17 protein-coding genes are annotated in these 21593 nt (G+C 42.9%); all 17 read right to left on the minus strand.

Annotated features, from left to right (window positions below):
- Positions 1 to 251 precede the first annotated feature (251 nt).
- The 17 genes from BW961_RS18725 to BW961_RS18805 all read right to left on the minus strand — a co-directional run bounded on the left by BW961_RS18725 (position 252) and on the right by BW961_RS18805 (position 21477).
- The gene (locus tag BW961_RS18725) at positions 252 to 1241 is read right to left on the minus strand and encodes a glycosyltransferase family 2 protein (RefSeq protein ID WP_068584202.1); all 990 of its coding nucleotides are present in this window, start codon (positions 1239 to 1241) and stop codon (positions 252 to 254) included.
- 69 nt (positions 1242 to 1310) lie between these two features.
- Positions 1311 to 3617: a cyclic di-GMP-binding domain-containing protein, MshE-related gene (locus tag BW961_RS18730; protein WP_068584200.1), complete on the minus strand. Its 2307-nt coding sequence runs from the start codon at positions 3615 to 3617 to the stop codon at positions 1311 to 1313.
- Positions 3614 to 3859: a hypothetical protein gene (locus BW961_RS18735; protein ID WP_068584197.1), complete on the minus strand. Its 246-nt coding sequence runs from the start codon at positions 3857 to 3859 to the stop codon at positions 3614 to 3616. Before BW961_RS18735 ends, BW961_RS18730 begins: the two co-directional genes overlap by 4 nt.
- Positions 3856 to 5187 carry a sugar phosphate nucleotidyltransferase gene (locus tag BW961_RS18740; protein WP_068584194.1) on the minus strand — a complete coding sequence of 444 codons (1332 nt, stop codon included), beginning with the start codon at positions 5185 to 5187 and terminating at the stop codon, positions 3856 to 3858. Before BW961_RS18740 ends, BW961_RS18735 begins: the two co-directional genes overlap by 4 nt.
- A 232-nt stretch (positions 5188 to 5419) precedes the next feature.
- Entirely contained in the window at positions 5420 to 6841 is a 1422-nt protein-coding gene (gene argH, locus BW961_RS18745; protein ID WP_068584191.1) for an argininosuccinate lyase, read from the minus strand.
- Positions 6842 to 6945: 104 nt separating this feature from the next.
- Positions 6946 to 8178, minus strand: a complete 1233-nt coding sequence (locus BW961_RS18750; RefSeq protein ID WP_068584189.1) for an argininosuccinate synthase — start codon at positions 8176 to 8178, stop codon at positions 6946 to 6948.
- An 89-nt stretch (positions 8179 to 8267) separates the two neighbouring features.
- Entirely contained in the window at positions 8268 to 9230 is a 963-nt protein-coding gene (argF, locus tag BW961_RS18755; protein ID WP_068584187.1) for an ornithine carbamoyltransferase, read from the minus strand.
- Positions 9231 to 9283: 53 nt separating this feature from the next.
- A complete protein-coding gene (locus tag BW961_RS18760) occupies positions 9284 to 10531 on the minus strand; it encodes an acetylornithine transaminase (protein WP_068584183.1) in 1248 nt (415 codons plus the stop codon).
- Positions 10532 to 10578: 47 nt separating this feature from the next.
- Positions 10579 to 11418 (minus strand): acetylglutamate kinase, encoded by an 840-nt coding sequence (argB, locus tag BW961_RS18765; protein WP_068584182.1) that lies wholly within the window; start codon positions 11416 to 11418, stop codon positions 10579 to 10581.
- A gap of 83 nt (positions 11419 to 11501) precedes the next feature.
- Positions 11502 to 12728, minus strand: a complete 1227-nt coding sequence (argJ, locus tag BW961_RS18770; RefSeq protein ID WP_068584179.1) for a bifunctional glutamate N-acetyltransferase/amino-acid acetyltransferase ArgJ — start codon at positions 12726 to 12728, stop codon at positions 11502 to 11504.
- A gap of 16 nt (positions 12729 to 12744) precedes the next feature.
- The gene (gene argC / locus BW961_RS18775; protein WP_068584176.1) at positions 12745 to 13800 is read right to left on the minus strand and encodes an N-acetyl-gamma-glutamyl-phosphate reductase; all 1056 of its coding nucleotides are present in this window, start codon (positions 13798 to 13800) and stop codon (positions 12745 to 12747) included.
- A gap of 133 nt (positions 13801 to 13933) precedes the next feature.
- A complete protein-coding gene (locus tag BW961_RS18780; RefSeq protein WP_068584173.1) occupies positions 13934 to 14821 on the minus strand; it encodes a YitT family protein in 888 nt (295 codons plus the stop codon).
- A gap of 116 nt (positions 14822 to 14937) precedes the next feature.
- Positions 14938 to 16057, minus strand: a protein-coding gene (gene prfB, locus BW961_RS18785) for a peptide chain release factor 2 (RefSeq protein WP_244555995.1) whose coding sequence is annotated in 2 segments (ribosomal slippage) — positions 14938 to 15984 and positions 15986 to 16057 — 1119 coding nt in all. Because the reading frame shifts where the segments join, the coding sequence is not laid out codon by codon here.
- Between the two features lie 196 nt (positions 16058 to 16253).
- Positions 16254 to 18761, minus strand: a complete 2508-nt coding sequence (gene secA / locus BW961_RS18790) for a preprotein translocase subunit SecA (RefSeq protein ID WP_068584170.1) — start codon at positions 18759 to 18761, stop codon at positions 16254 to 16256.
- Positions 18762 to 19093: 332 nt separating this feature from the next.
- On the minus strand, positions 19094 to 19645 hold the full coding sequence (hpf, locus tag BW961_RS18795) for a ribosome hibernation-promoting factor, HPF/YfiA family (protein ID WP_068584166.1): 552 nt from the start codon (positions 19643 to 19645) through the stop codon (positions 19094 to 19096).
- Positions 19646 to 19982: 337 nt separating this feature from the next.
- On the minus strand, positions 19983 to 20180 hold the full coding sequence (locus tag BW961_RS18800) for a cold shock domain-containing protein (RefSeq protein WP_068584163.1): 198 nt from the start codon (positions 20178 to 20180) through the stop codon (positions 19983 to 19985).
- Positions 20181 to 20409: 229 nt separating this feature from the next.
- Entirely contained in the window at positions 20410 to 21477 is a 1068-nt protein-coding gene (locus BW961_RS18805) for a tetratricopeptide repeat-containing glycosyltransferase family 2 protein (protein WP_082867423.1), read from the minus strand.
- Between the last annotated feature and the right edge of the window lie 116 nt (positions 21478 to 21593).

Raw genomic sequence — 21593 nt, forward strand, 5'->3', positions numbered from 1 at the left:
ATCCCCTTACGGTAGACAGTGAAAAAAGAGTTCATGGATATTATGGACTTAACACTGTTGATCAGAGGGAATTTTTTTATGGCTACAAGGGACAGCAGTTTACAAAGTATACGGAAGAAATAAAGAAAGAAGTTGTATTATTACGAGTTGAAGAAGGGCAATCACTTTCTCTAACACTGCAAACAATGGCGCTGAGTACCATAATGTTTTGCCAATAATAAATTACAGAGCCATATTTAATGATGGGAAGCTTAAGTAACGAACGTATGGTCATGCTTTAACTCCCTATCTGTCCCAATCAGGTCGGAATGGATTGTTTTATCAGAAATTAAATACCGTGGTCTTGCCTTGACCTCATGATAGATGGCCGCAATGTATTCACCTACGATACCTATAGATATCATTAGAATGCTCCCAGTAATAAGCAATAACAGAATGACTGTAGTAAAACCCGTAACCGCATTGCCTTGTATCTTTTGCATCAATGTTTGAATTGCCAGCACGATAGATATGACGAAGAAGCCAATACCAACCAGACTGACCATTCTCAACGGGATCGTGGAGAATGATACGATAGCCTCAGCTCCAAGCCGAATTAGACTAAGAACGCCCCAACGACTACGACCCACTTCTCGTTCAGCCACATTAAATGGAAGTTCCACTCTACGGAATCCAAGCCAAGCCGTCATTCCACGAAAAAAGGGTACTCGTTCATGCATATCCATCCAAGCCTTCAGCACCTTTTGATCTAGTAATTTAAAATCAGATGCACCCTTCAGATCATAACCCGTTAATTTATCTAACATTGAGTAAAACACAGAGGCACCTATTTTTTTACCAATCGGTTCTTTGCCTCTTGTTTCCTTCACACATTCAACGATCTCATATCCTTCTTCATGCCATAGACGCACCATTTCTGGAATCAGTGTCGGAGGGTGTTGAAGATCCCCGTCCATTACGATCACGGCATCTCCAGATGCATTCTCAAGTCCTGCACATACTGCAATCTCCTTACCAAAATTGCGACTCAACCGTAGAGCGATCACGCCTGGCATATCTTTAGCTGCTTGATCTAAATGTTTCCATGTATCATCCTTAGAACCATCATCTACCACAATCAGCTCATAGGTAGAAGTTATTTGGGATACCGTCTCTACAATAATCTTTAACGAGCTAACGATATGAGATCCTTCATTATAAATTGGAACTACAACAGAGAGGAGAGGCTTATGCTTGTCCATCATCATCCTCCTTTTTATTGAAACAATAATCATCCCATATCCATACAACATTCAGATCTTCCTTAAATCTTAAACCTCTACATCAACCTTTGGATCTTCATGCATATCGGTCAGACCATGAACCGTTTTCTCCCAGTAAAATGGTTTAGTAATCAGTTGCCATGCTGCTTTCACAGCCGCAATACTCATTAATACCCAATAGATCGGAGTGGACAATCCGTATTTGACCAAGGAGAATGAAAATCTCTGTTCTCCCTTTGCTTCCAGCTCACTAATTACCCAATACACACCGGCTACATTACTGAATACAAACAGGAAATTAGCAATATAAAACTCTGCGCCCGATAAGTAATATAGAAATCCCGGAAATAATTGCGGAATGAATGCTGCCTTCCAACCGAACCATAAAATGATCATCACCCAGAATATCGGATTTAACAGAGGTAACAGAGGTGTTGCAAGAATCATCACTTGGAATCCGAGGAACCCCTTCCAACCGAGCTCTTTGTATAACTTGATCGGACTACGCATATGCACGAGCCAAGTCTGCATATACCCTTTAATCCATCTGGAACGCTGACGTATCCAGTTCCCTACTTGGCTAGTGGCCTCTTCCCACGTACGTGAGTCAATAATGGCCGTCTTATAACCTGATTTATACAGCCGAATCCCTAGATCAGCATCCTCCGTCACGTTATATGGGTCCCATGCATTAATTTCCTTTAACACAGATACCTTAAAGTGATTGGATGTCCCACCCAGCGGTACCGGCATATTCAATTGCATAATGCCAGGAAGCAGCAGTTCGAACCACATGCTATATTCCTGAGTGAACCAACGAGTTAGTAGATTCTGTGAGCTATTGAAATAATTCAGCTTCGCTTGAATACACACGTATTCCTCTGGAAGTGAATTAAATGCTGCCATTACTTTTTTCAACTGATCCGTATCGGGTTGATCCTCTGCATCGTAAATGACGACATATTCTCCCCGAGCTCGAATAAGCCCATAGTTACACGCTTTAGGTTTCGTCTTGGGTAGACTATCGGGTACGACAAGTGTTGTGTAATAGGCAGGAAGGTTCATAGAAGTTAACAATTCTTTGGCCTCCGTGTCATCCTCCTCAATCAGCAATCTTACATCTAACTTCGATTTGGGATAATCTAGCTTCTCCAAATTACGAATAAGCTGCGGAATCACATCCACCTCTTTATACATTGGAACTAGAATCGTATAGATCGGGAGTTCTCTCTCATCCATCGCCGCAATCTCGTCTGGTGTGAATCGAATCTGCGAATCTCTCCGTGATCCCAAATAAATAATTGCAAACTTAAATATCGTCATGACGAAGTAAAATACCTGAATTAATACATTGACGAACAATACGGTTCTCCATGCATTCCAGATTAATCCGACCACAATGGATAACCCTATGATGATGAACATCATAATTTGAAACGTGGTAAAGGTCGTACTTGCAGAATTATGAGGTTGCTCTTCAAGTAGCCTCGAAGTGCTCTGCTTAAGCATATCCTCTCCATATATACGCGTGAACAATTGCTCTAGCTCTTCCTTTGTCGCAAGCACTTGCTCAAATGGCCTACCCAACAACGTCTCAAGTTCCTCATAAAGATTCTCAGGAAGAGGATTACTTACCGCTACGAGATACCGATCAAGATACTGATGAACTACAACTACACCGTTGTCCTGAGCCCATTGTTCAGGCAATTTAAAGGGTATATTCATATCAATATCTTCACCAATGCGTCCAATCTGATTCTGGATTGCCACTGCCCGATACAATTCCTCAGGTTCAAGCATTTGCAGTGATAATAGAATATCTCCGAGCATGCCCCCGCTCTTTCGTTGGAAGGAAAGTGCACGCTCCAACTGGTCTTGTGTAATATATTTGGAGCGAACGAGCATTGTGCCAAGTCTTTCCTTCGGCCTTGACTCTGTCATCGCTTTATCTATTCGATCAGCCGTTACAAATCCCATATCGACTAAGATATTACCTAGTCGACCTCCATACTGCTTCTGGCTAAGCATGACATCTTCAAGTTGAGCTGCGGTGATGATCCCCTGAGTGACTAACCTTTCACCCATTCTTTCCTTCCCACCTACTGGGATAGGTTCCTCACGAATTATGGATTTCGTATCCATCTCAAGTTGTTGAATGCGTACCTCTGTTTCGCTAAGACGTCGGTTCAACCCTGCTATTTCGAAATCAAGTTGCTGAATACTCTCTGTCTGTTCTTGTTGCTCAGACTCAAGCTTCTGATGCCACTTCTCAAGTTCTGTTCTTTCCTTGCTAATCATCTTCTTGGATCGGATGAATGAGATACCACCCAGCTGCCATCGCAACTTGTCCTTCATCGTAGAGACGCCTCCTCGATTAAGGATCTTTCTTTAGCCTGAGCCTTATCTAGTTGCAATCGCAACTCCTCAATTTCATTCATCTTGCTTGTATACTCAAAGAGGAAGGCTTCTCTTTCCTCAATCAATTTCTGCTCTGTCTCTCTCTTTGCTTCCTGAAGTGATTTCACGATTCCCTCAACATCGGCTATATGATTACCAAGTAAGACTGTTTGGTAACGTGTTCGGCGCTTTGATCTCATAACAATACCTCGTCTTGCACGGTACTTAACGTTGTAATCTCAATCAACATACATTCTGTCGATGCTGTAAATAGATCTGAATCCTGTAATTGGAGCGTCTGGCCTGCCGACACATCAGATTGTGGAAAATGTGTGTCGCTAGATGTAAAGATGCCCGCTCCCATCGTCAATGTCCAAATCGTCTTAACGGCCTTCGAATGAGTTACCAGTTGTTCTCCCTTAAGCAAATGAATACGGCTTGTCTCTATGACTAGCTCATCACTTGTTACATTGTGCCGATCAATCAAGAAACATTTCCCTTCGGTTCGGAATTCGACCTGAGAAGGGACAGAGGTTAACTTAGATAGTAAAGACTTGAGATCTATTGAACTCTTTTTACTACTAATTAAGATGCCTTCTATACCCGCAACTATAATTGCATCTGGAATATCTGATATGACTATTGGAATGGGCAGTTCATTGATAACATGAGTACCTGAGCACCTTCCGTTAATCACACTTTTACCATATACTTGCTCCTCCAACCGTGAGGAGAGTACATCCCATGTACCCACATCCCTCCAATTCCCATCATAGGAAAGGCATGCAGCAGCTTCTTCATGCTCAGACACTTCATAATCAAAGCTATTTGCCGGAAGATCTTCATATCTATCATTCAGAGTACTATAATCTTGCGGTAACCCACGTTGCTTCAATAGATCTAACAAATAACCCACAGTAAAGGCAAATACGCCACAGTTCCATAGCGCTCCTTCTGCGACCAATTCCTTAGCGTTCTGCTCATTGGGCTTCTCACGAAATTGTTGAATGGGAGATAGAAGCCCCTTCTTATTTCCATGTTCAAGCGATATATAACCGTACTTAACGGAAGCGGACAGTGGTTTAACGCCAATCAAACCCAACTTAGTCTCTACCGATCTGGATAATTCCTGTTCGAGTATGGGAAGCAACTGATAAAATGACTGATCCGCCTGACTGTCAACAGGCATTACGATGACAATCTCTTCCCTGTCTACTCCCAATTCATCATGAAGATACGAGGTTGCTAATGCTACAGCAGGAAACGTATCTCGTCTTTGCGGCTCCACAAGACTCTGTACTTTACGCCCAAGATGTTCATGCACTTGTTCAATATGTGTGGCGGATGCCACTACGATCGTATTATCACTATATCCGAGTGAGTCTAGTTCTTTCATCGTATTCTGAATCAAAGATATTCTTTCGCCGCTCTGATCCTGTAAAAGACGAAGGAACGGTTTGGATCTTAACGCATTGGATAAGGGCCATAACCTTTTACCTTCGCCCCCAGATAATAGAATTATTCTCATATTGCACCTCTGCACTTGCTAGATTGTTATTTTGAATTTTATTAATATTTCTCATAAGAATTCACCATAGCATATTTTGTCGATTTTTATTAATTACAATTATTGTATTAAGAAATGAATCATCAAATATGGTATGCTATCTTATTACCCAATTCTTAACGATCAGAATAAATTCATAATAAAAAGCGACCGCTTAAGTTAGCAGTCGCTTTTTATTATGAATTTATTATATTTAAGATAAGTACGACTCTTCGTCGTGTTCTTCAACCCACGTCTTCGCAGACTGAAGGGCAGCTTCACTACGTTCAATAGCCGCTACAACTTGTACCGTTGCTGTTCCACCATATACATTACGAGCGTTCACTACCGCTTCCGGTTGAAGCACATCGTAGATTCGGTCATCGAACAATTCTGAGAACTGTTGGAATTCTTCAAGTGTGAGATCTAACAGATACTTACTGTTCTGAATACAGTAAAGTACTGTCTTACCGATAACCTCATGCGCTTGACGGAAAGGTAATCCTTTGTTAACCAAGAAATCTGCAATATCTGTTGCATTAGAGAAATCCTTGTTCACGGCTTCACGCATACGACCTTTGTTCACTTTCATGGTCGCGATCATTGGAGCAAACAACTGAAGTGCTCCTTCGAGTGTAGCCACTGTATCGAACATGCCTTCTTTGTCTTCTTGCATATCTTTGTTATAAGCCAAAGGAAGTGACTTCAATACTGTAAGAAGTCCGATCAAATTCCCGTATACACGACCCGTCTTGCCGCGCACTAATTCTGGCACGTCTGGATTCTTCTTCTGTGGCATAATGCTACTACCTGTACAGAAAGCATCATCCAACTCAACGAAGCTGAACTCTGTGCTACTCCATAGTACGAGTTCCTCACTTAGACGGGACAAATGCGTCATGATGAGTGAAGCATTCGCCAAGAACTCAACGATGAAATCGCGATCACTTACTGCATCCAGACTGTTCTCGTATACGCCATCGAATCCAAGTTGCTCTGCCACGAAATGGCGATCAATTGGAAACGTTGTACCTGCAAGTGCACCCGCACCAAGTGGAAGAATGTTAATACGTTTATAGCTATCCATCAAACGTTCGGCATCACGTCCGAACATAGACACGTACGCCATGAGATGATGAGCGAAAAGAATAGGTTGTGCACGTTGCAAATGTGTATATCCTGGAACGATGGTATCCACGTTGTCTTTCGCCTGAGTAATTAGTGAAGCTTGAAGTTCTTGTAGCATTGCCGTAAGAGCTACGACACGCTTGCGTAAGTACAAGTGCATATCTGTAGCCACTTGGTCATTACGGCTACGTCCTGTATGTAACTTACCGCCTACAGGTCCGATCTCATCAATAAGATTCTTCTCAATATTCATATGAATATCTTCGTCCGAAACAGAGAACTTGATCTCTCCAGAACGAATTCTATCTAATACTTTCTTCAAACCCTGACGTATCGTCTCCGCATCTTCCTCTGGAACAATACCGCATTTGCCTAGCATCGTTACATGCGCCAAGCTACCTTGAATATCTTCCTCTGCAAGCGCCTTGTCGAATCCGATGGAAGCTGTATATTCCTCTACCAAATGGTTGGTCTGCTTCGTAAAGCGCCCTCCCCATAATTTACTCATGATATGTTCTCCCTTCTTATGACAACAGAGGGCCGTCCCTTCTCGTGAACCGACAAGGAACGGCCAATTACTGTCTTTGTGCTCTATTTATTATTGCATGTTAATTATTTATTTTGTTGTACGCCAGCTGCTACTTTAAGGCGCAAAGCATTCAGATGAATGAATCCTGTTGCATCCCCTTGATCGTAAGCTTGCGTTGGATCAGCTTCCATCGTTGCGATTTCTGGGTTATATAAGCTCACTGGGCTCTTCACACCAGCACTAATCACATTTCCTTTGTACAACTTAACGCGTACAGTACCGGTAACGTTGTTCTGGCTCTCTTTCACAAGTGCCTGAAGTGTAAGACGTTCTGGAGCGAACCAGAAGCCATTGTAGACAAGTGTACTATAGCGAGTGATTAGACTATCACGTAGGTTCATCACTTCACGGTCCATCGTGATGGACTCCATTTTGCGATGAGCAGTGAATAGAATGGTTCCACCTGGTGTCTCATAGATCCCGCGGCTCTTCATACCAACGAAACGGTTCTCGACCATATCTACACGGCCAATACCATGTTTACCACCAAGGTCATTTAATTGCTCCATCACTTGTAGTGGTGTCAATTTCTTGCCGTTCAGAGCCACACAATCTCCCTGTACGAATTCAAGCTCCAAATATTCTGCCTCATCTGGTGCGTCCTCAGGGGATGCGCTCAATAAGAACATGTCTTTATTCTCAGGTGTGCTAGCATCGAACCAAGGATCTTCAAGCACGCCACTCTCATAACTAATATGTAGCAAGTTGCGATCCATGGAATAGGACTTCGCTGCAGAAGCTGTTACTGGAATACCATGTTTCTCAGCATACGCGATCATTTCAGCACGTCCTGGGAACTCATTACGGAATTCCTCTAGACGCCATGGAGCAATAACGTTGATCTCAGGTGCAAGTGCAGCTACGCCAAGCTCAAAACGAACTTGGTCATTCCCTTTACCTGTTGCGCCGTGAGCGATCATAGTTGCACCTTCTGCACGTGCGATATCCACCATGCGTTTAGCGATCAATGGACGAGCAATACTCGTACCTAATAGGTATTGTCCTTCGTATAGAGCGCCCGATTGGAACATCGGATAGATGAAGTCATTCGCGAATTCATCACGCAAGTCATCAATATAGACTTTGGATGCGCCTGTCGCTAGTGCTTTTTCCTCCAAGCCATCTAATTCTTCTTTTTGACCAATATCTGCTGTGAAAGCAATAATCTCTGCATCGTATGTTTCTTTAAGCCACTTCAAAATGATCGATGTATCAAGTCCTCCGGAGTATGCGAGTACTATTTTTTCTTTTGCCATAACCTACAACTTCCTTCCCCTAAATCCTTATATGAACTTCTTATACTGAATATTAATTCAATCTATGAATTAATAATACTATGAATCATTTATCCCATCAATGCAGCCATCAAGGCCTTTTGTGCATGTAGACGGTTCTCCGCTTGATCAAATATAACTGAATTGACTCCGTCAATGACACCCTCACTCACTTCTTCACCACGATGTGCTGGTAGACAGTGCATAAAGAGATAGTCACTCTTAGCCCCTTGGACAAGTTGTTCATCCACTTGATAGTCTTTAAAGGCAGCTTCACGAATCTTCTGCTCTTCCTCAAATCCCATACTTGCCCAAACATCTGTATAAATAACATCCGCATCTTTAACAGCGTCCTGCGGACTGCGCGTTACTACGATCTGAGCCCCAGTCTCACGAGCAATCTCAAGGCATTCCTTCACAACAGACGCATCAGGCTCGTATCCTTCAGGTGTTGCTACTGATACATGAACGCCAAGTTTAGCGCCACCAATCATCAGGGAGTGTGCCATGTTATTACCATCGCCGATATAGGCAAGTTTCAATCCTTTTAACTTCCCTTTGTGTTCGTACACCGTTTGATAGTCGGCCAACACTTGGCAAGGATGCGCTAGATCACTGAGCCCATTAATAACAGGTACAGTAGCATAACGTGCTAAGTCAATGACATTGTCATGTCCGAACGTTCGGATCATCATGCCATCTAAATAACGAGATAACACTTGTGCTGTATCACTAATGATCTCTCCACGACCCAGCTGTATATCATTCTTGCTTAGGAAGAGTGCATGAGCTCCTAATTGAAAAGCCCCTACTTCAAAAGATACACGCGTACGTGTTGAGGATTTCTCGAAAATAAGTCCGATCGTCTTGCCTTTAAGAGGTTGATACACCTCTCCACTCTTCTGTTTGTGCTTTATTTCAATCGCCAAATCGATTAAATATTGAATCTCATCTGGTGTGAAATCATCCATTTCGATGAAGTCACGTCCTTTTAAGTTATTCGCGTGGTTCTGCTCAATCTGCGTCTGTGTCATTCTTGGTATCCTCCTTTAATGTGGATTATCTATGAAATTGAAAGAGTTATCATTTAGACATTCTTACTTGCTATATGTTCGCGAATCAGGTCTGCTACAATTGCCACAGCTTGATCAATTTCTTGCTCAGTTACATATAAGTTCGGCAACAGGCGAATCACGTTAGGACCTGCATTTACAAATAACAGTCCCCGTTTCTGTCCTGCCAACACGATGTTAGCAACAGACTCCTCGCACTCGATACCAACCAGTAGGCCCAATCCTCTTATTCCTTTGACAAAAGAAACCCCAGCCAACTTCTCATGCAACTGCTTAAATAAGTACTCACTCATCTTCGCAGCACGCTCAGGAATATTATCTTCTATCATCGTCTCAATCGTTGCAATGATCGCTGCGGTTGCTAGTGGCGTTCCACCAAACGTCGTGGCATGGCTACCCGCTGTAAATGTATCACGCAAGTATTCCTTACCTAACATCGCACCTGCAGGGAATCCACTTGCAAGACCCTTGGCAACTGTGAAGATATCAGGTTCAACACCGTAATGTTCATGCGCAAACCATTTACCCGTACGTCCCATTCCCGTCTGAACCTCATCAAAGATAAGCAATAATCCTTCTTGCTTACATAATTCAGCAACGGCCTTCAAGAATTCAGGTTCAACAGGATGAACGCCGCCTTCGGCAAGAACCATTTCTATCATTACTGCAGCTGTCTGATCACTAATAGCAGCTTTCAGTGCTTCTAGATCATGTAATGGAACCGTCTTGAATCCAGCAGGGAGTGGTAGATAACCTTCCTTCACTTTATCCTGACCTGTTGCTGTAAGTGTAGCCAACGTCCGTCCATGAAAGGATTGATTGAACGTAATCACTTCATAACGTCCGTTTCCTTTCGTCTTCTGATGATAACGACGGGCCAGCTTAATTGCAGCTTCATTCGCCTCTGCACCACTGTTACAAAAGAAAACAGCATCTCCACATGAAATGGATGTCAGTAGAGTAGCAGCCTTCTCCTGATTCGGAATCTGGAATAAGTTAGATACATGCCATAACTCATCGAGTTGCTGTTTCAACTTTTCTTTTACCTTTATTGGGGCATGACCAAGATTCGTTACCGCTAATCCGCTCATGAAATCTAAATATTTGTTGCCCTCATCATCCCACAACCAGCTACCTTCGCCTTTAACCAAGCTAATTGGATACCGCGCATACGTTGGAAACAACGAACTCGTCGTTTGACTCTTTGCTCCTACCGCTGCAGACTTATTTACAACATCACTCTGTTTCTCCTGTATTCCCATCACTCATCTTCACTCCAATCTATTTATATGATTAAGGTTTAACGTCTCTATCCACGAGCAATGCGAGTCCCGATGATCTCACCTTGCATAACCCGGCTAAGCACCTTCGGTTCGCTTCCGTCTACAATTACGACTTCTTGAACATCGCCATGAATGCAGCTCATCGCTGCACGTACTTTCGGAATCATCCCACCATAGATTTCGCCAGTCTCAATCATGTCATCAATTTCTTGCACGGTAACGGAGGACAGTACCACTTTCTCGCCATTCACTGTCTTCATAATCCCTGGAACGTCTGTCACGACAATCATACGGCTAACGCCTAAATGCGAAGCCACCGCTCCTGCCGCCGTATCCGCATTAATGTTATAACGCTGACCGGATAGATCGATACCAATCGGTGCGATCACTGGGATATACCCCATGTCTTGCACGCCTTGTATGATGCTCGCTTCAACATGAGTAACTTCTCCAACAAAGCCAACCTCTGCGTTATTGGCAACAGGCTTCGCTTGAATAAGTGACCCATCTACACCGGAAAGGCCCCATGCACGACCACCTACGTTCTGAATTCGACGAACAATCTGTTTGTTGATGCTGCCCGATAGCACCATCTCTACCACATCAAGAACATCTTCTGTCGTCTTACGTAATCCATGAACGAATTCACTTTCAATACCAAGCTTCGCAAGATTATCTGAGATAGCTGGCCCGCCACCATGAACGATGACAGGTTGAACCCCACTCTCCTGCAATTGTCTTAAATCATGGAAGAAGGAATCCGGCAATGCGGCAAGCGTACTTCCACCACATTTCATCACAAAACTCCCTTGGACAGTAGCCGCTTGAAGCTCTCCCGCCTCATGACTCTCCAATATCGTTCTCATAATAAGTATGATTCCCCTCTCATACCAACAAGATTGAGACGACATTACGATGTCGTCCTTTCAACTTGTTGAACTTTCAATCTTTAAGTCCGATATGCCGCATTAATTCGTACATAATCATATGTTAAATCGCAGCCCCATGCGGTTGCTTGCCCAGCCCCACCATGCAGGTCTACAAATATACGTACAGTGTCACCTTTCAAATATACTAATGCTTCTTCTTCATCAAATACCACAGGACGCGATCCCTTGAGCACCGTAATATGTCCCAGTTGAATATCTACTTGCTCTGGGTTTACAGGTTCTCCAGCACGCCCTATGGCAGCGATAATGCGTCCCCAGTTGGCATCTGCTCCAAATATCGCAGTCTTCACTAGACTTGAACCAACAATCGTCTTAGCAATAGCTCTTGCGGAGTTGTCACTTACTGCACCTTGGACAACAACTTCAACCAATCTCGTAGCGCCTTCGCCATCACGAGCAATCGCCATAGCGAGCTTCTGACACACATAAGTGAAAGCATCAGCAAATGCAGACCAATCTGGATGAGAACTATTCATCGCCTCATTGCCAGCCAATCCACTCGCCATCGTAATGAGCATATCATTCGTGCTCGTGTCACCATCCACGGTAATCATGTTGAATGTAAGATCCGTAGCTTGTCGCATCAATTGTTGCAATACATCTTGATCGATATGGACATCTGTCGTCATAAAAGCAAGCATCGTAGCCATATTCGGATGAATCATCCCTGACCCCTTTGCCGCTCCGGCAATGATAACTTCCTTGCCATCGACTAAGACAGATACACAAGCCTCCTTCTTCACCAAATCTGTGGTGAGGATGGCTTGTGAGAAGTCCTCCGCGCCGACCGCTTCATTACTAAGACGTGATGGCAATACTTCGATGCCTGCGTGTACGCAGTCCATCTTAAGTAGCTCACCAATTACGCCTGTCGAAGCGACAGCCACATCTTGCTCCGCTACGCCAAGTTGCTTCGCCATTGCTGCGCGCATCGCATAGGCATCTGCTTCGCCCTGCTGCCCTGTGCAAGCATTGGCGTTGCCGCTATTAACCACGACGGCCTTCAGCTTGCCGTCTACAAGACTCTCGCGCGTCACCTTCAGTGGCGCCGCCTGGAACACGCTTGTGGTGTACACAGCCGCAGCTGTTGCCACTACCTCACATACAATCGCGCCGATATCATAGCGCTCCGTCTTCTTCAATCCGCAGTGCACGCCCCCTGCGGAGAAACCCTTCGGCGATATAATGGAACCGCCATCTATTATATTAAAGTTATCTTTTCCCATAATTGATTGCCCCAACTTATGGATACACAGGCGTGTAACCTAAGCCGAGATCTTCCTCCCATCCCATCATCAGGTTCAAATTCTGAATCGCTTGGCCAGATGCACCCTTCACGATGTTATCAATGACTGAAATAATCGTAATTCTACCCGTTCTATCATCTACCAAAAGTCCCATGTCACAGAAATTAGAACCCGTTACTTCTTTCGTTGCTGGCCACTCACCCGTGTCTCTTACTCTGACAAAAGGACGACCCTCATAATACTGACGGTATAAGTCAACAAAATCAGCCTGGCTATGCTCCCCGATCACTTTGGCATACATTGTACTCATAATGCCTCGTGTCATCGGTGTAAGATGCGTCGTGAACGTTACCGTGACCTTCTCACCTGTCAGTTCAGATAACACTTGTTCAATCTCAGGTATATGTTGGTGCCTATTCACTTTATATGCTCGAAGATTCTCATTAATCTCTGCATAATGTACCGTCAAATTCGTTCCACGTCCTGAACCAGATACTCCCGATTTAGCATCAATAATAATGGTAGATGGATCGATCCATCCTGCTATGATTGCTGGTACAAGTCCAAGTAGTGTAGCTGTTGGGAAACACCCCGGATTAGATATGAAATCCTTGCCTACTACGTCTTCACCGAATACTTCACTAAGCCCGTATACTGCCTGTTCAAGATAGACAGGATCAGCTGCTGGGTGTTTATACCACTGTTCGTATGTTGCGCCGTCTTTTATACGGAAATCACCTGATAAGTCAATCACCTTAAGACCTGCCTGAAGTAACTGAGGAACCAGCGGAGTACTTATGCCAGATGGTGTAGCTGTAAATACAACGTCTGCCTTCTGCGCAATACTAGGAATATCGAGACCATCCAAATCCTGATTAATAATATTTGTTAAATGTGGAAAACCCTTAGAAATCGGTACTCCTGCACTTGAAGTTGAAATAACTGAGGTAATCTCCACACGAGGATGCCCCTGTAACAAGCGAATTAATTCCACACCACCGTATCCTGTAGAACCAACGATGGCTACTCTAATCTTAGAATCTACTGTCATTATCCTCTGTTCCCCTCTCAGACCTTACTTGATCAACACCCTTTTATAATTATGTATTATTATACGTCCGAGTTAATATAAATACAACACTTTTTGACCATTCGGACGTATATTTCCGCTTATCTTCCTCATTCTACCGTTGTAACTTGAATCCTTCCCCAAGAACTTCATGAGCATTACTAATGATGACAAAAGCACCCGGATCCACCGATTGGACCAACGTCTTCAATCGTGTCACTTCATTCTGCCCGACAACGACCATCAGCACTGTCCGCTCATCGCCTGTATATCCACCCTGAGCATGAAGCTTAGTCAGTCCCCGATCTAGATCTTTCAGAATGACATCCGAAAGAGACTCCGTATGATCCGAAATAATATATGCGACCTTCGTATAATTAAATCCTAACTCTACGGTATCTATTACTTTTCCAGTCACGTAAAGAGCAACTAGTGCATACAACGCCTGTTCCATGGACATAACAAACGCCGCTAGAATAATAACCGTACCATCTAGTAACACCACACATAGTGAGAAGCTCAGACCACTTAACTTCTGAATCACTTGTGCGAGTATCGTCAGTCCTCCCGTTGATCCCCTTCCACGAAATACGAGCCCAATGCCGAGTCCAACGCAGATCCCCCCATAAATCGAAGCAAGCAAAGGATTAGCCGTTGGGATTGGCCAGTCTTTCGTCATCAATACAAATAGCGGTAAAATCATACTTCCGAGTAATGACCGAATACCATAGTTGGTACCTAACAACAGGAACCCCAATACAAATAAGGGAATATTCAAAGCCCATTGCGTAAATGCAGGTTCTAATCCAAGCCAAGATTTCGCTAGAACCGATAGTCCAGATACGCCCCCAGAAGCAATCCCATTAGGTAGGAAAAATAGATTAAATCCTATGGAGATAATCAAGGAACCGATAATAATAAATATGCTGTCTAAAATATGCCTCACAGGACCATTCAAAGGAATCGGTTTACGAAATCTCCGATCACGAATTAATTGCGTCATTCTATTGTTGTTCCCCTCTCATTCTTAACATCTACCTTGCTATGTTACTTAATATTGCTCTTATTTTCCATAAAAAAATTCCCACACGTATATACCGTGTAGGAATTCTAAATTCATTATTCTTCACTATCTGCTACTTTAAGTTGACTACGTAAATAACCATCGATAAAAGCATTCACATCGCCGTCCATCACTGCACCAATGTTACCCGTCTCCACGGAAGTACGGTGATCCTTTACCATACTATAGGGATGGAACACATAGGAGCGAATCTGACTTCCCCATGCAATCTCCGATTGTTCTCCACGAATTTCTGCCAACTCTTTGCGTTGTTCTTCGAGCTTCTTCTCTACTAACTTCGAACGTAGTGCGGTCATCGCCCAAGCCCTATTCTTGATCTGTGAACGTTCAGCCTGACTTGTCACGACCACACCTGTTGGTATATGCGTAATTCGTACTGCTGAATCCGTTGTATTGATATGCTGTCCCCCCGCACCTGTGGCACGGTAAGTATCAACCTTCAAATCTTCTGTGCGAATTTCCACTTCAGCATCTTCTGTAATCTCAGGTACCACATCACATGAGACGAATGAAGTGTGTCTTCTACCTGATGAGTCAAAAGGTGAAATACGCACCAGTCGGTGAACACCTTTCTCAGCCTTCAGATACCCATAAGCATTGAATCCTTTGATGAGCAAAGTAACACTCTTAATCCCTGCTTCATCACCCGCTTGGTAATCCATCGTTTCGACTTTGAAGCCGCGCTTCTCTGCCCAGCGTGTATACATTCTAAGTAGCATTTCTCCCCAGTCCTGAGATTCGGTACCACCAGCACCTGGGTGAAGCTCTAGAATGGCATTCATTTTATCGTAAGGTTCGCTAAGAAGTAACCCTAATTCAAAATCATCTAACTTCTTCTTCAGACTCATCGTAGACGCCACAATCTCTGCGAATAACGCTTCATCTTCCTCTTCATCAGCAAGTTCAGCCATCATTTCAACATCGTCGAACTCACGTTGAAGTTTCTCGTATTCATCTATGGAAGACTTCACACCATTAAGTTCGGCAATCAGGCTCTGTGCCTTCTCACTATCATCCCAGAAATCAGGTGCAGACATCTTTTCTTCAAAGTTCGAAATCATCTCTTGCTTAAGATCTAAGTCAAAGAGACCCCCTAAGGTTGGTAAGTTTCGTACTCATTTCACGTAAATCATGTCTAATACTTGGATCGATCATAATTTTCTCGTCACCTCTTCATCGAGTAGAACAACTCTATTTCAGCTTATAATATCACAAACTCCCTCAAACCAGAAGGAACCTCAGTTCATAAGATCCACCTCTCACACGGAGAGTGACTTTAACTGTAGAACCTCCTTAGCTTAAGGGAGTTACTTGTGTACATTACCCATACAATCGGGAAAGTTCACCTATCTTATGATTCTTGTCCGTGACACTGTTTGAATTTCTTACCACTACCACATGGGCATGGATCATTTCGCCCAATCTGTTGGCCAACGTGGATTGGATTGTGTACTGCAGGTTCACCATTCGTTGATACCTTATTCTCTTCAACGACCGCTTGACGCTCCTGATTACCTTCAATTTGTGCCTTCATCACGTAAGTTGCGACTTCTTCTTGAATATTAGCCGTCATCTCATTAAACATTTCGAAGCCTTCGAATTGATACTCACGCAACGGATCGGTACCGCCATATGCACGTAAATGAATCCCTTGACGAAGCTGATCCATCGCATCAATATGACCCATCCATTTGCTATCTACAGAGCGAAGTACGATAACTTTCTCGAATTCACGTACTAGTTCCCCACCAATACGCTCTTCACGTTCGTTATATTTCGCCTCAACGCGACTGAATAAATAATCAATGATCTCTTCTAATTCCTTACCCCATAGGTCATCACGAGTGATAACATCTACGTCTAGCAACTTACTATTCACATAATCCGCTACTTCTTGAAGCTCCCAGTTCTCTGGAATGTCATCCACACAATGTGCAGCAACAACACGGTCAACAACGTTCTTAATCATTTCCATAACAACCTGCTTAATATTCTCAGACTCAAGAATCTCACGTCGTTGCTTGTAAATGATTCCCCGTTGTTGGTTCATAACATCGTCATATTGTAGTACGTTCTTACGCGCATCAAAGTTATTTCCTTCGACACGTTTCTGAGCCGATTCCACAGCACGAGATATCATCTTGCTCTCGATTGGTTGATCTTCTTCAAATCCGAGACGATCCATCATATTCAATACATTATCAGCACCGAAACGTTTCATCAATTCATCACCAAGCGATAAATAGAACTGTGTAGATCCAGGGTCACCTTGACGACCCGCACGTCCACGAAGCTGATTATCAATTCGACGAGATTCATGACGTTCTGTACCCATAATATGCAACCCACCGAGTTCTGATACACCCTCGCCTAACACGATATCCGTACCACGACCTGCCATATTCGTAGCAATCGTAACCGTACCTGCTTGGCCTGCTTGGGAGACAATTTCCGCTTCTTCCGCATGGTATTTAGCATTTAGAACACGATGCTTAACCCCTTTGCGCTTCAACAATTCGGAGACTAGCTCTGAATTCTCGATAGATATGGTACCTACCAATACAGGTTGGTTCTTCGCATGACGTACAGCGATCTCTTCAACAACCGCCTTGAACTTGCCCTTCTCGCTCTTATACACCACATCTGGCATATCTTCACGTCTATTCGGCTTATTCGTTGGCACTTGAAGAACTTCCAAGCCATAGATCTTCTTGAATTCTTCTTCTTCCGTCTTCGCTGTCCCTGTCATACCTGCTAACTTGAGGTACATACGGAAGTAGTTCTGGAAAGTAATCGTAGCAAGCGTCATACTTTCATTCTGTACCTCTTGGCCTTCCTTCGCTTCGATCGCTTGATGCAAGCCATCACTATAACGACGACCCGCCATCAGACGGCCTGTGAATTCATCTACGATCATTACTTCTTCTTCAGCAACAACGTAGTCCACATCCAGACGCATGATTACATTGGCCTTCAGAGCTTGTACGATATGATGATTCAACGTTACGTTAGCGTGATCGTATAGGTTCTCTATATCGAACGCCTTCTCCGCTTTGCTTGCCCCTTTTTCCGTAAGAGCAACCGACTTAACCTTAATATCAACGGTATAGTCTTCTTCAGCTACTAGACGCTTCACGAAGCGATCTGCTGTATAATACAGCTCCGTTGACTTCTCAGCTTGTCCTGAGATAATCAGCGGCGTACGAGCTTCATCGACAAGGATAGAATCCACTTCATCTATGATGCAGAAATATAATGGACGTTGTACCATTTGCTCTTTGTAAAGCACCATGTTATCACGTAGGTAATCGAAGCCAAACTCATTGTTCGTACCATACGTTATGTCACACGCATAAGCTAATTGTTTATCTGCATGGTCCATACCGTTCAAGTTGACCCCAACCGACATTCCCAAAAATTCATATATAAGTCCCATTTGCTGGCTATCACGTTGTGCTAGATAATCATTAACCGTGACCACATGGACACCTTTACCCGCCAACGCATTCAAATACACAGGAAGCGTACCTACGAGAGTCTTACCTTCACCGGTCTTCATCTCCGCAATTCTACCTTCGTGGAGTGCCATACCTCCAACTAACTGTACATCGAAATGACGCATGTTATGAACACGCTTAGCAGCTTCGCGTATGGTTGCAAATGCTTCTGGTAACAACTCTTCTACCGTTTCACCCTTCTCAAGTCGAGCACGGAATTCATCCGTCTTCGCTTTCAATTGTTCATCTGAGAGTGCAACATATTGTGGTTCCATTTGGTTGATTAGTTCGACCGTCTTCATAAGACGTTTGACATCACGTTCGTTGGTGTCGCCGAAGATTTTTTTGACTAGTCCTAGCATGGTTAACCCCTTTCGTTCGAAACAGATGGTGGAACCAACTTCATAACTTCGAGGGTTAATAATGAAATTGATTCTTTAATGATTGGTTTGCATAAATTGTAACAGTTTGCAAGAGATGCCGCAACACAGTCTGTCTCTTATTTACAGCCATTTCACATAACTCTACGTATTATACAATGAACTACGGACTACTTTAGCTACATATTATTCCAAGATATCCTGCTAGTTTCTTTAGATCATTCTATATATACGCATAAAGAACCCTATCCGTTGCGCGGATAGGGTTCTATTTCATTAATATTTAGGAATAGATGGATTATTTCACTTCAACACTAATCTTGCTCAATCAGACCATACTTGCCATCATCGCGTTTATACACAACATTTACAGTTTGGCTATCAATATTAGAGAATACAAAGAAATTATGTCCAACCATGTTCATTTGCAAAATAGCTTCTTCAACATCCATAGGCTTCAGGAAAAAGCGCTTCGTACGAACTACTTCTAATTCGTCTTCTGGATCGCCACTTACGATTGAACCCGCCGCACCAGAACTTTCAGTGAATAGCGTCTTCAGACTTCCTTCTTGACGGAACTTACGGTTAAGCTTCGTCTTATGCTTACGAATCTGACGTTCTAGCTTGTCCACGACCGCATCAATGGATGAATACATATCATCGCTACGATCTTCTGCACGAAGCATCACGCCTGGCAATGGGATGGTTACCTCTACAGTGTGTAATCCTCGAATGACACCCAGAGTAACATATCCTTCTGAAGTAGGTGCATCGAAATACTTCTCAAGTCGATTGAACTTCTTATCAACATACTCCTTCAAAGCATCTGTCACTTCAATTTGTTGACCTCGAATACTGAAATTCATAAGGCACTCCTCCTTTGCAACACCATTATATCACAATTGTTAACGCCAAGTAAAAAGGTAATTCTGTGTCTAAAGTCCATGTAAACTCTTTCATTTTATATTCGTAAAACTAATAAACCAATAAAATATAGGTAGATCAATCTCAATGTTAACTACATTAATAACCTGATGGTTACTCTTCATTACCCCCAATTAAGAAGGAAGAAACATGGTTAATATTTCCACAATAATATTATGCGAGATGAATAGACAAATAAAGACCCTGGAGTCAGGTCCAGGGTCTGAAAATTATTATTCAATTGATCCAACTCTATTGAGTCGGCTTATGCCAGATGGATTATAATTTGATTACGTTAGCAGCTTGTGGTCCACGAGCGCCTTCAACAACATCAAACTCAACAGCTTGACCTTCGTCTAAGCTTTTGAAACCGTCTGTTTGAATTGCGGAGAAATGTACGAATACATCGCCACCATCTTCTGTTTCAATGAATCCAAAACCTTTTTCAGCGTTAAACCATTTCACTTTTCCTTGCATAAATAAACATTCCCTTCGTTTTTAAAGATAAATTAAGCAAGCGCTTACTTTAGGAATATAACACCAGATGGGGGTGGTGTCAAACATAGGATAAATACTTCTACAACAATTTAAGATGAATAGACGCCATTGCTGACTCTTTCAAAAGTTGTCCAATCACAATTGGAAATGAAAATAAATACAACCAGTTAAAGAAATATGACCTCAATGTTTGTGGAGAGACACCTGGTTAGGAACTCTTTAAACTCGACAACCTCTCAATAGAGGGAGCATAATCATATTCCTTTGCATACATATATTGCTTCTCTGCCTTTTCAATATCGCCTGTTACCTCATAGAATACACCCAAATTATGATGTGCTGCGAAGCTGCCTGTTCCGATCACGCTACCCTCCTGAGCTGTCTCCCCAATCTCTAAAGCCCTCAGATAAAAACGTTCGATGTAAGGCATCAATTCGCCATATTGATTGGGATCACTTAGAATAAGTTCTAACAAATAAAGAGCAGATACAAAGTGAAAATCCGGATGATCACTAAGATAATCTTGTTCGTTCTCAACAACAGACAAACCCTCAGCTAGATTTCCGGAAGCCATAATAGCATAAAGATAATTTACTATGAGGCTCGGGGCATATCCCTCTTTGCGAGTTATTGTAGTGTAAGCCCGCTTAAGATGAACATAAGATTGCTCATGGCTATTCAATCCACGATACTCTTTTGCGATCTGATAATGGTAGTAGGGGTCCTCTGGATTCTCTTCAATAACTTTCAACAAAATAGGTATGTTTCGATCTGTTTTTAGTTGATTCAGATACCCGTCATGCTGGATTTCAATATCCACCCTACGCCTTGGAAGGTCCGACTCCACCTGCTCATGAATTTTTCCTGAATAGCGGCAGTTCGATGGAAATAATCTCGAGTTATAGCTTAGCTCATAGTTGATGCGATCGTTAGACATGAATTTATCTACTAATTTGATTTTACCAATAGCTGAGCCTTGATGAATGAATTCATGAATAGCATCTGCACAATCATTAGATATATATTCGTCTGCATCTAGCACCAGACTCCACTCACATGTTGATTTGCCCAAAGCAAAATTACGTGCATCTCCGAAATCACTCTGCCATTCGTATTGGAATATTCTAGCTTGAAATTCAGAAGCGATCATTTGTGTCTGATCTGTCGATCCCGTATCGACAATTACAATTTCGTCTACTAAATTTGAAACACTCTCCAAACAGCGTCTTAACGTACGCGCCTCGTTCTTCACGATCATAACCAAGGATATCCTCATTATAGCCACCTTAACACAAACTTTATTTTAGAACGTAATTTATACCCTACGTAGTTTTAAATAAATCACTAAATTTTCTACAAAAGAGTTATTTGAGCCTATCCATTGATTCAATC

Source organism: Paenibacillus macquariensis (genome assembly GCF_900156375.1).
Taxonomy (GTDB): Bacteria; Bacillota; Bacilli; order Paenibacillales; family Paenibacillaceae; genus Paenibacillus_AQ; species Paenibacillus_AQ macquariensis.

Coding starts and splice junctions, on each gene's coding strand:
- BW961_RS18725 (WP_068584202.1), bottom strand. CDS start 1,241: ATGGACAAGCATAAGCCTCTCCTCTCTGTTGTAGTTCCAATTTATAAT.
- BW961_RS18730 (WP_068584200.1), bottom strand. CDS start 3,617: ATGAAGGACAAGTTGCGATGGCAGCTGGGTGGTATCTCATTCATCCGA.
- BW961_RS18735 (WP_068584197.1), bottom strand. CDS start 3,859: ATGAGATCAAAGCGCCGAACACGTTACCAAACAGTCTTACTTGGTAAT.
- BW961_RS18740 (WP_068584194.1), bottom strand. CDS start 5,187: ATGAGAATAATTCTATTATCTGGGGGCGAAGGTAAAAGGTTATGGCCC.
- argH (WP_068584191.1), bottom strand. CDS start 6,841: ATGAGTAAATTATGGGGAGGGCGCTTTACGAAGCAGACCAACCATTTG.
- BW961_RS18750 (WP_068584189.1), bottom strand. CDS start 8,178: ATGGCAAAAGAAAAAATAGTACTCGCATACTCCGGAGGACTTGATACA.
- argF (WP_068584187.1), bottom strand. CDS start 9,230: ATGACACAGACGCAGATTGAGCAGAACCACGCGAATAACTTAAAAGGA.
- BW961_RS18760 (WP_068584183.1), bottom strand. CDS start 10,531: ATGGGAATACAGGAGAAACAGAGTGATGTTGTAAATAAGTCTGCAGCG.
- argB (WP_068584182.1), bottom strand. CDS start 11,418: ATGAGAACGATATTGGAGAGTCATGAGGCGGGAGAGCTTCAAGCGGCT.
- argJ (WP_068584179.1), bottom strand. CDS start 12,728: ATGGGAAAAGATAACTTTAATATAATAGATGGCGGTTCCATTATATCG.
- argC (WP_068584176.1), bottom strand. CDS start 13,800: ATGACAGTAGATTCTAAGATTAGAGTAGCCATCGTTGGTTCTACAGGA.
- BW961_RS18780 (WP_068584173.1), bottom strand. CDS start 14,821: ATGACGCAATTAATTCGTGATCGGAGATTTCGTAAACCGATTCCTTTG.
- secA (WP_068584170.1), bottom strand. CDS start 18,761: ATGCTAGGACTAGTCAAAAAAATCTTCGGCGACACCAACGAACGTGAT.
- hpf (WP_068584166.1), bottom strand. CDS start 19,645: ATGAATTTCAGTATTCGAGGTCAACAAATTGAAGTGACAGATGCTTTG.
- BW961_RS18800 (WP_068584163.1), bottom strand. CDS start 20,180: ATGCAAGGAAAAGTGAAATGGTTTAACGCTGAAAAAGGTTTTGGATTC.
- BW961_RS18805 (WP_082867423.1), bottom strand. CDS start 21,477: ATGAGGATATCCTTGGTTATGATCGTGAAGAACGAGGCGCGTACGTTA.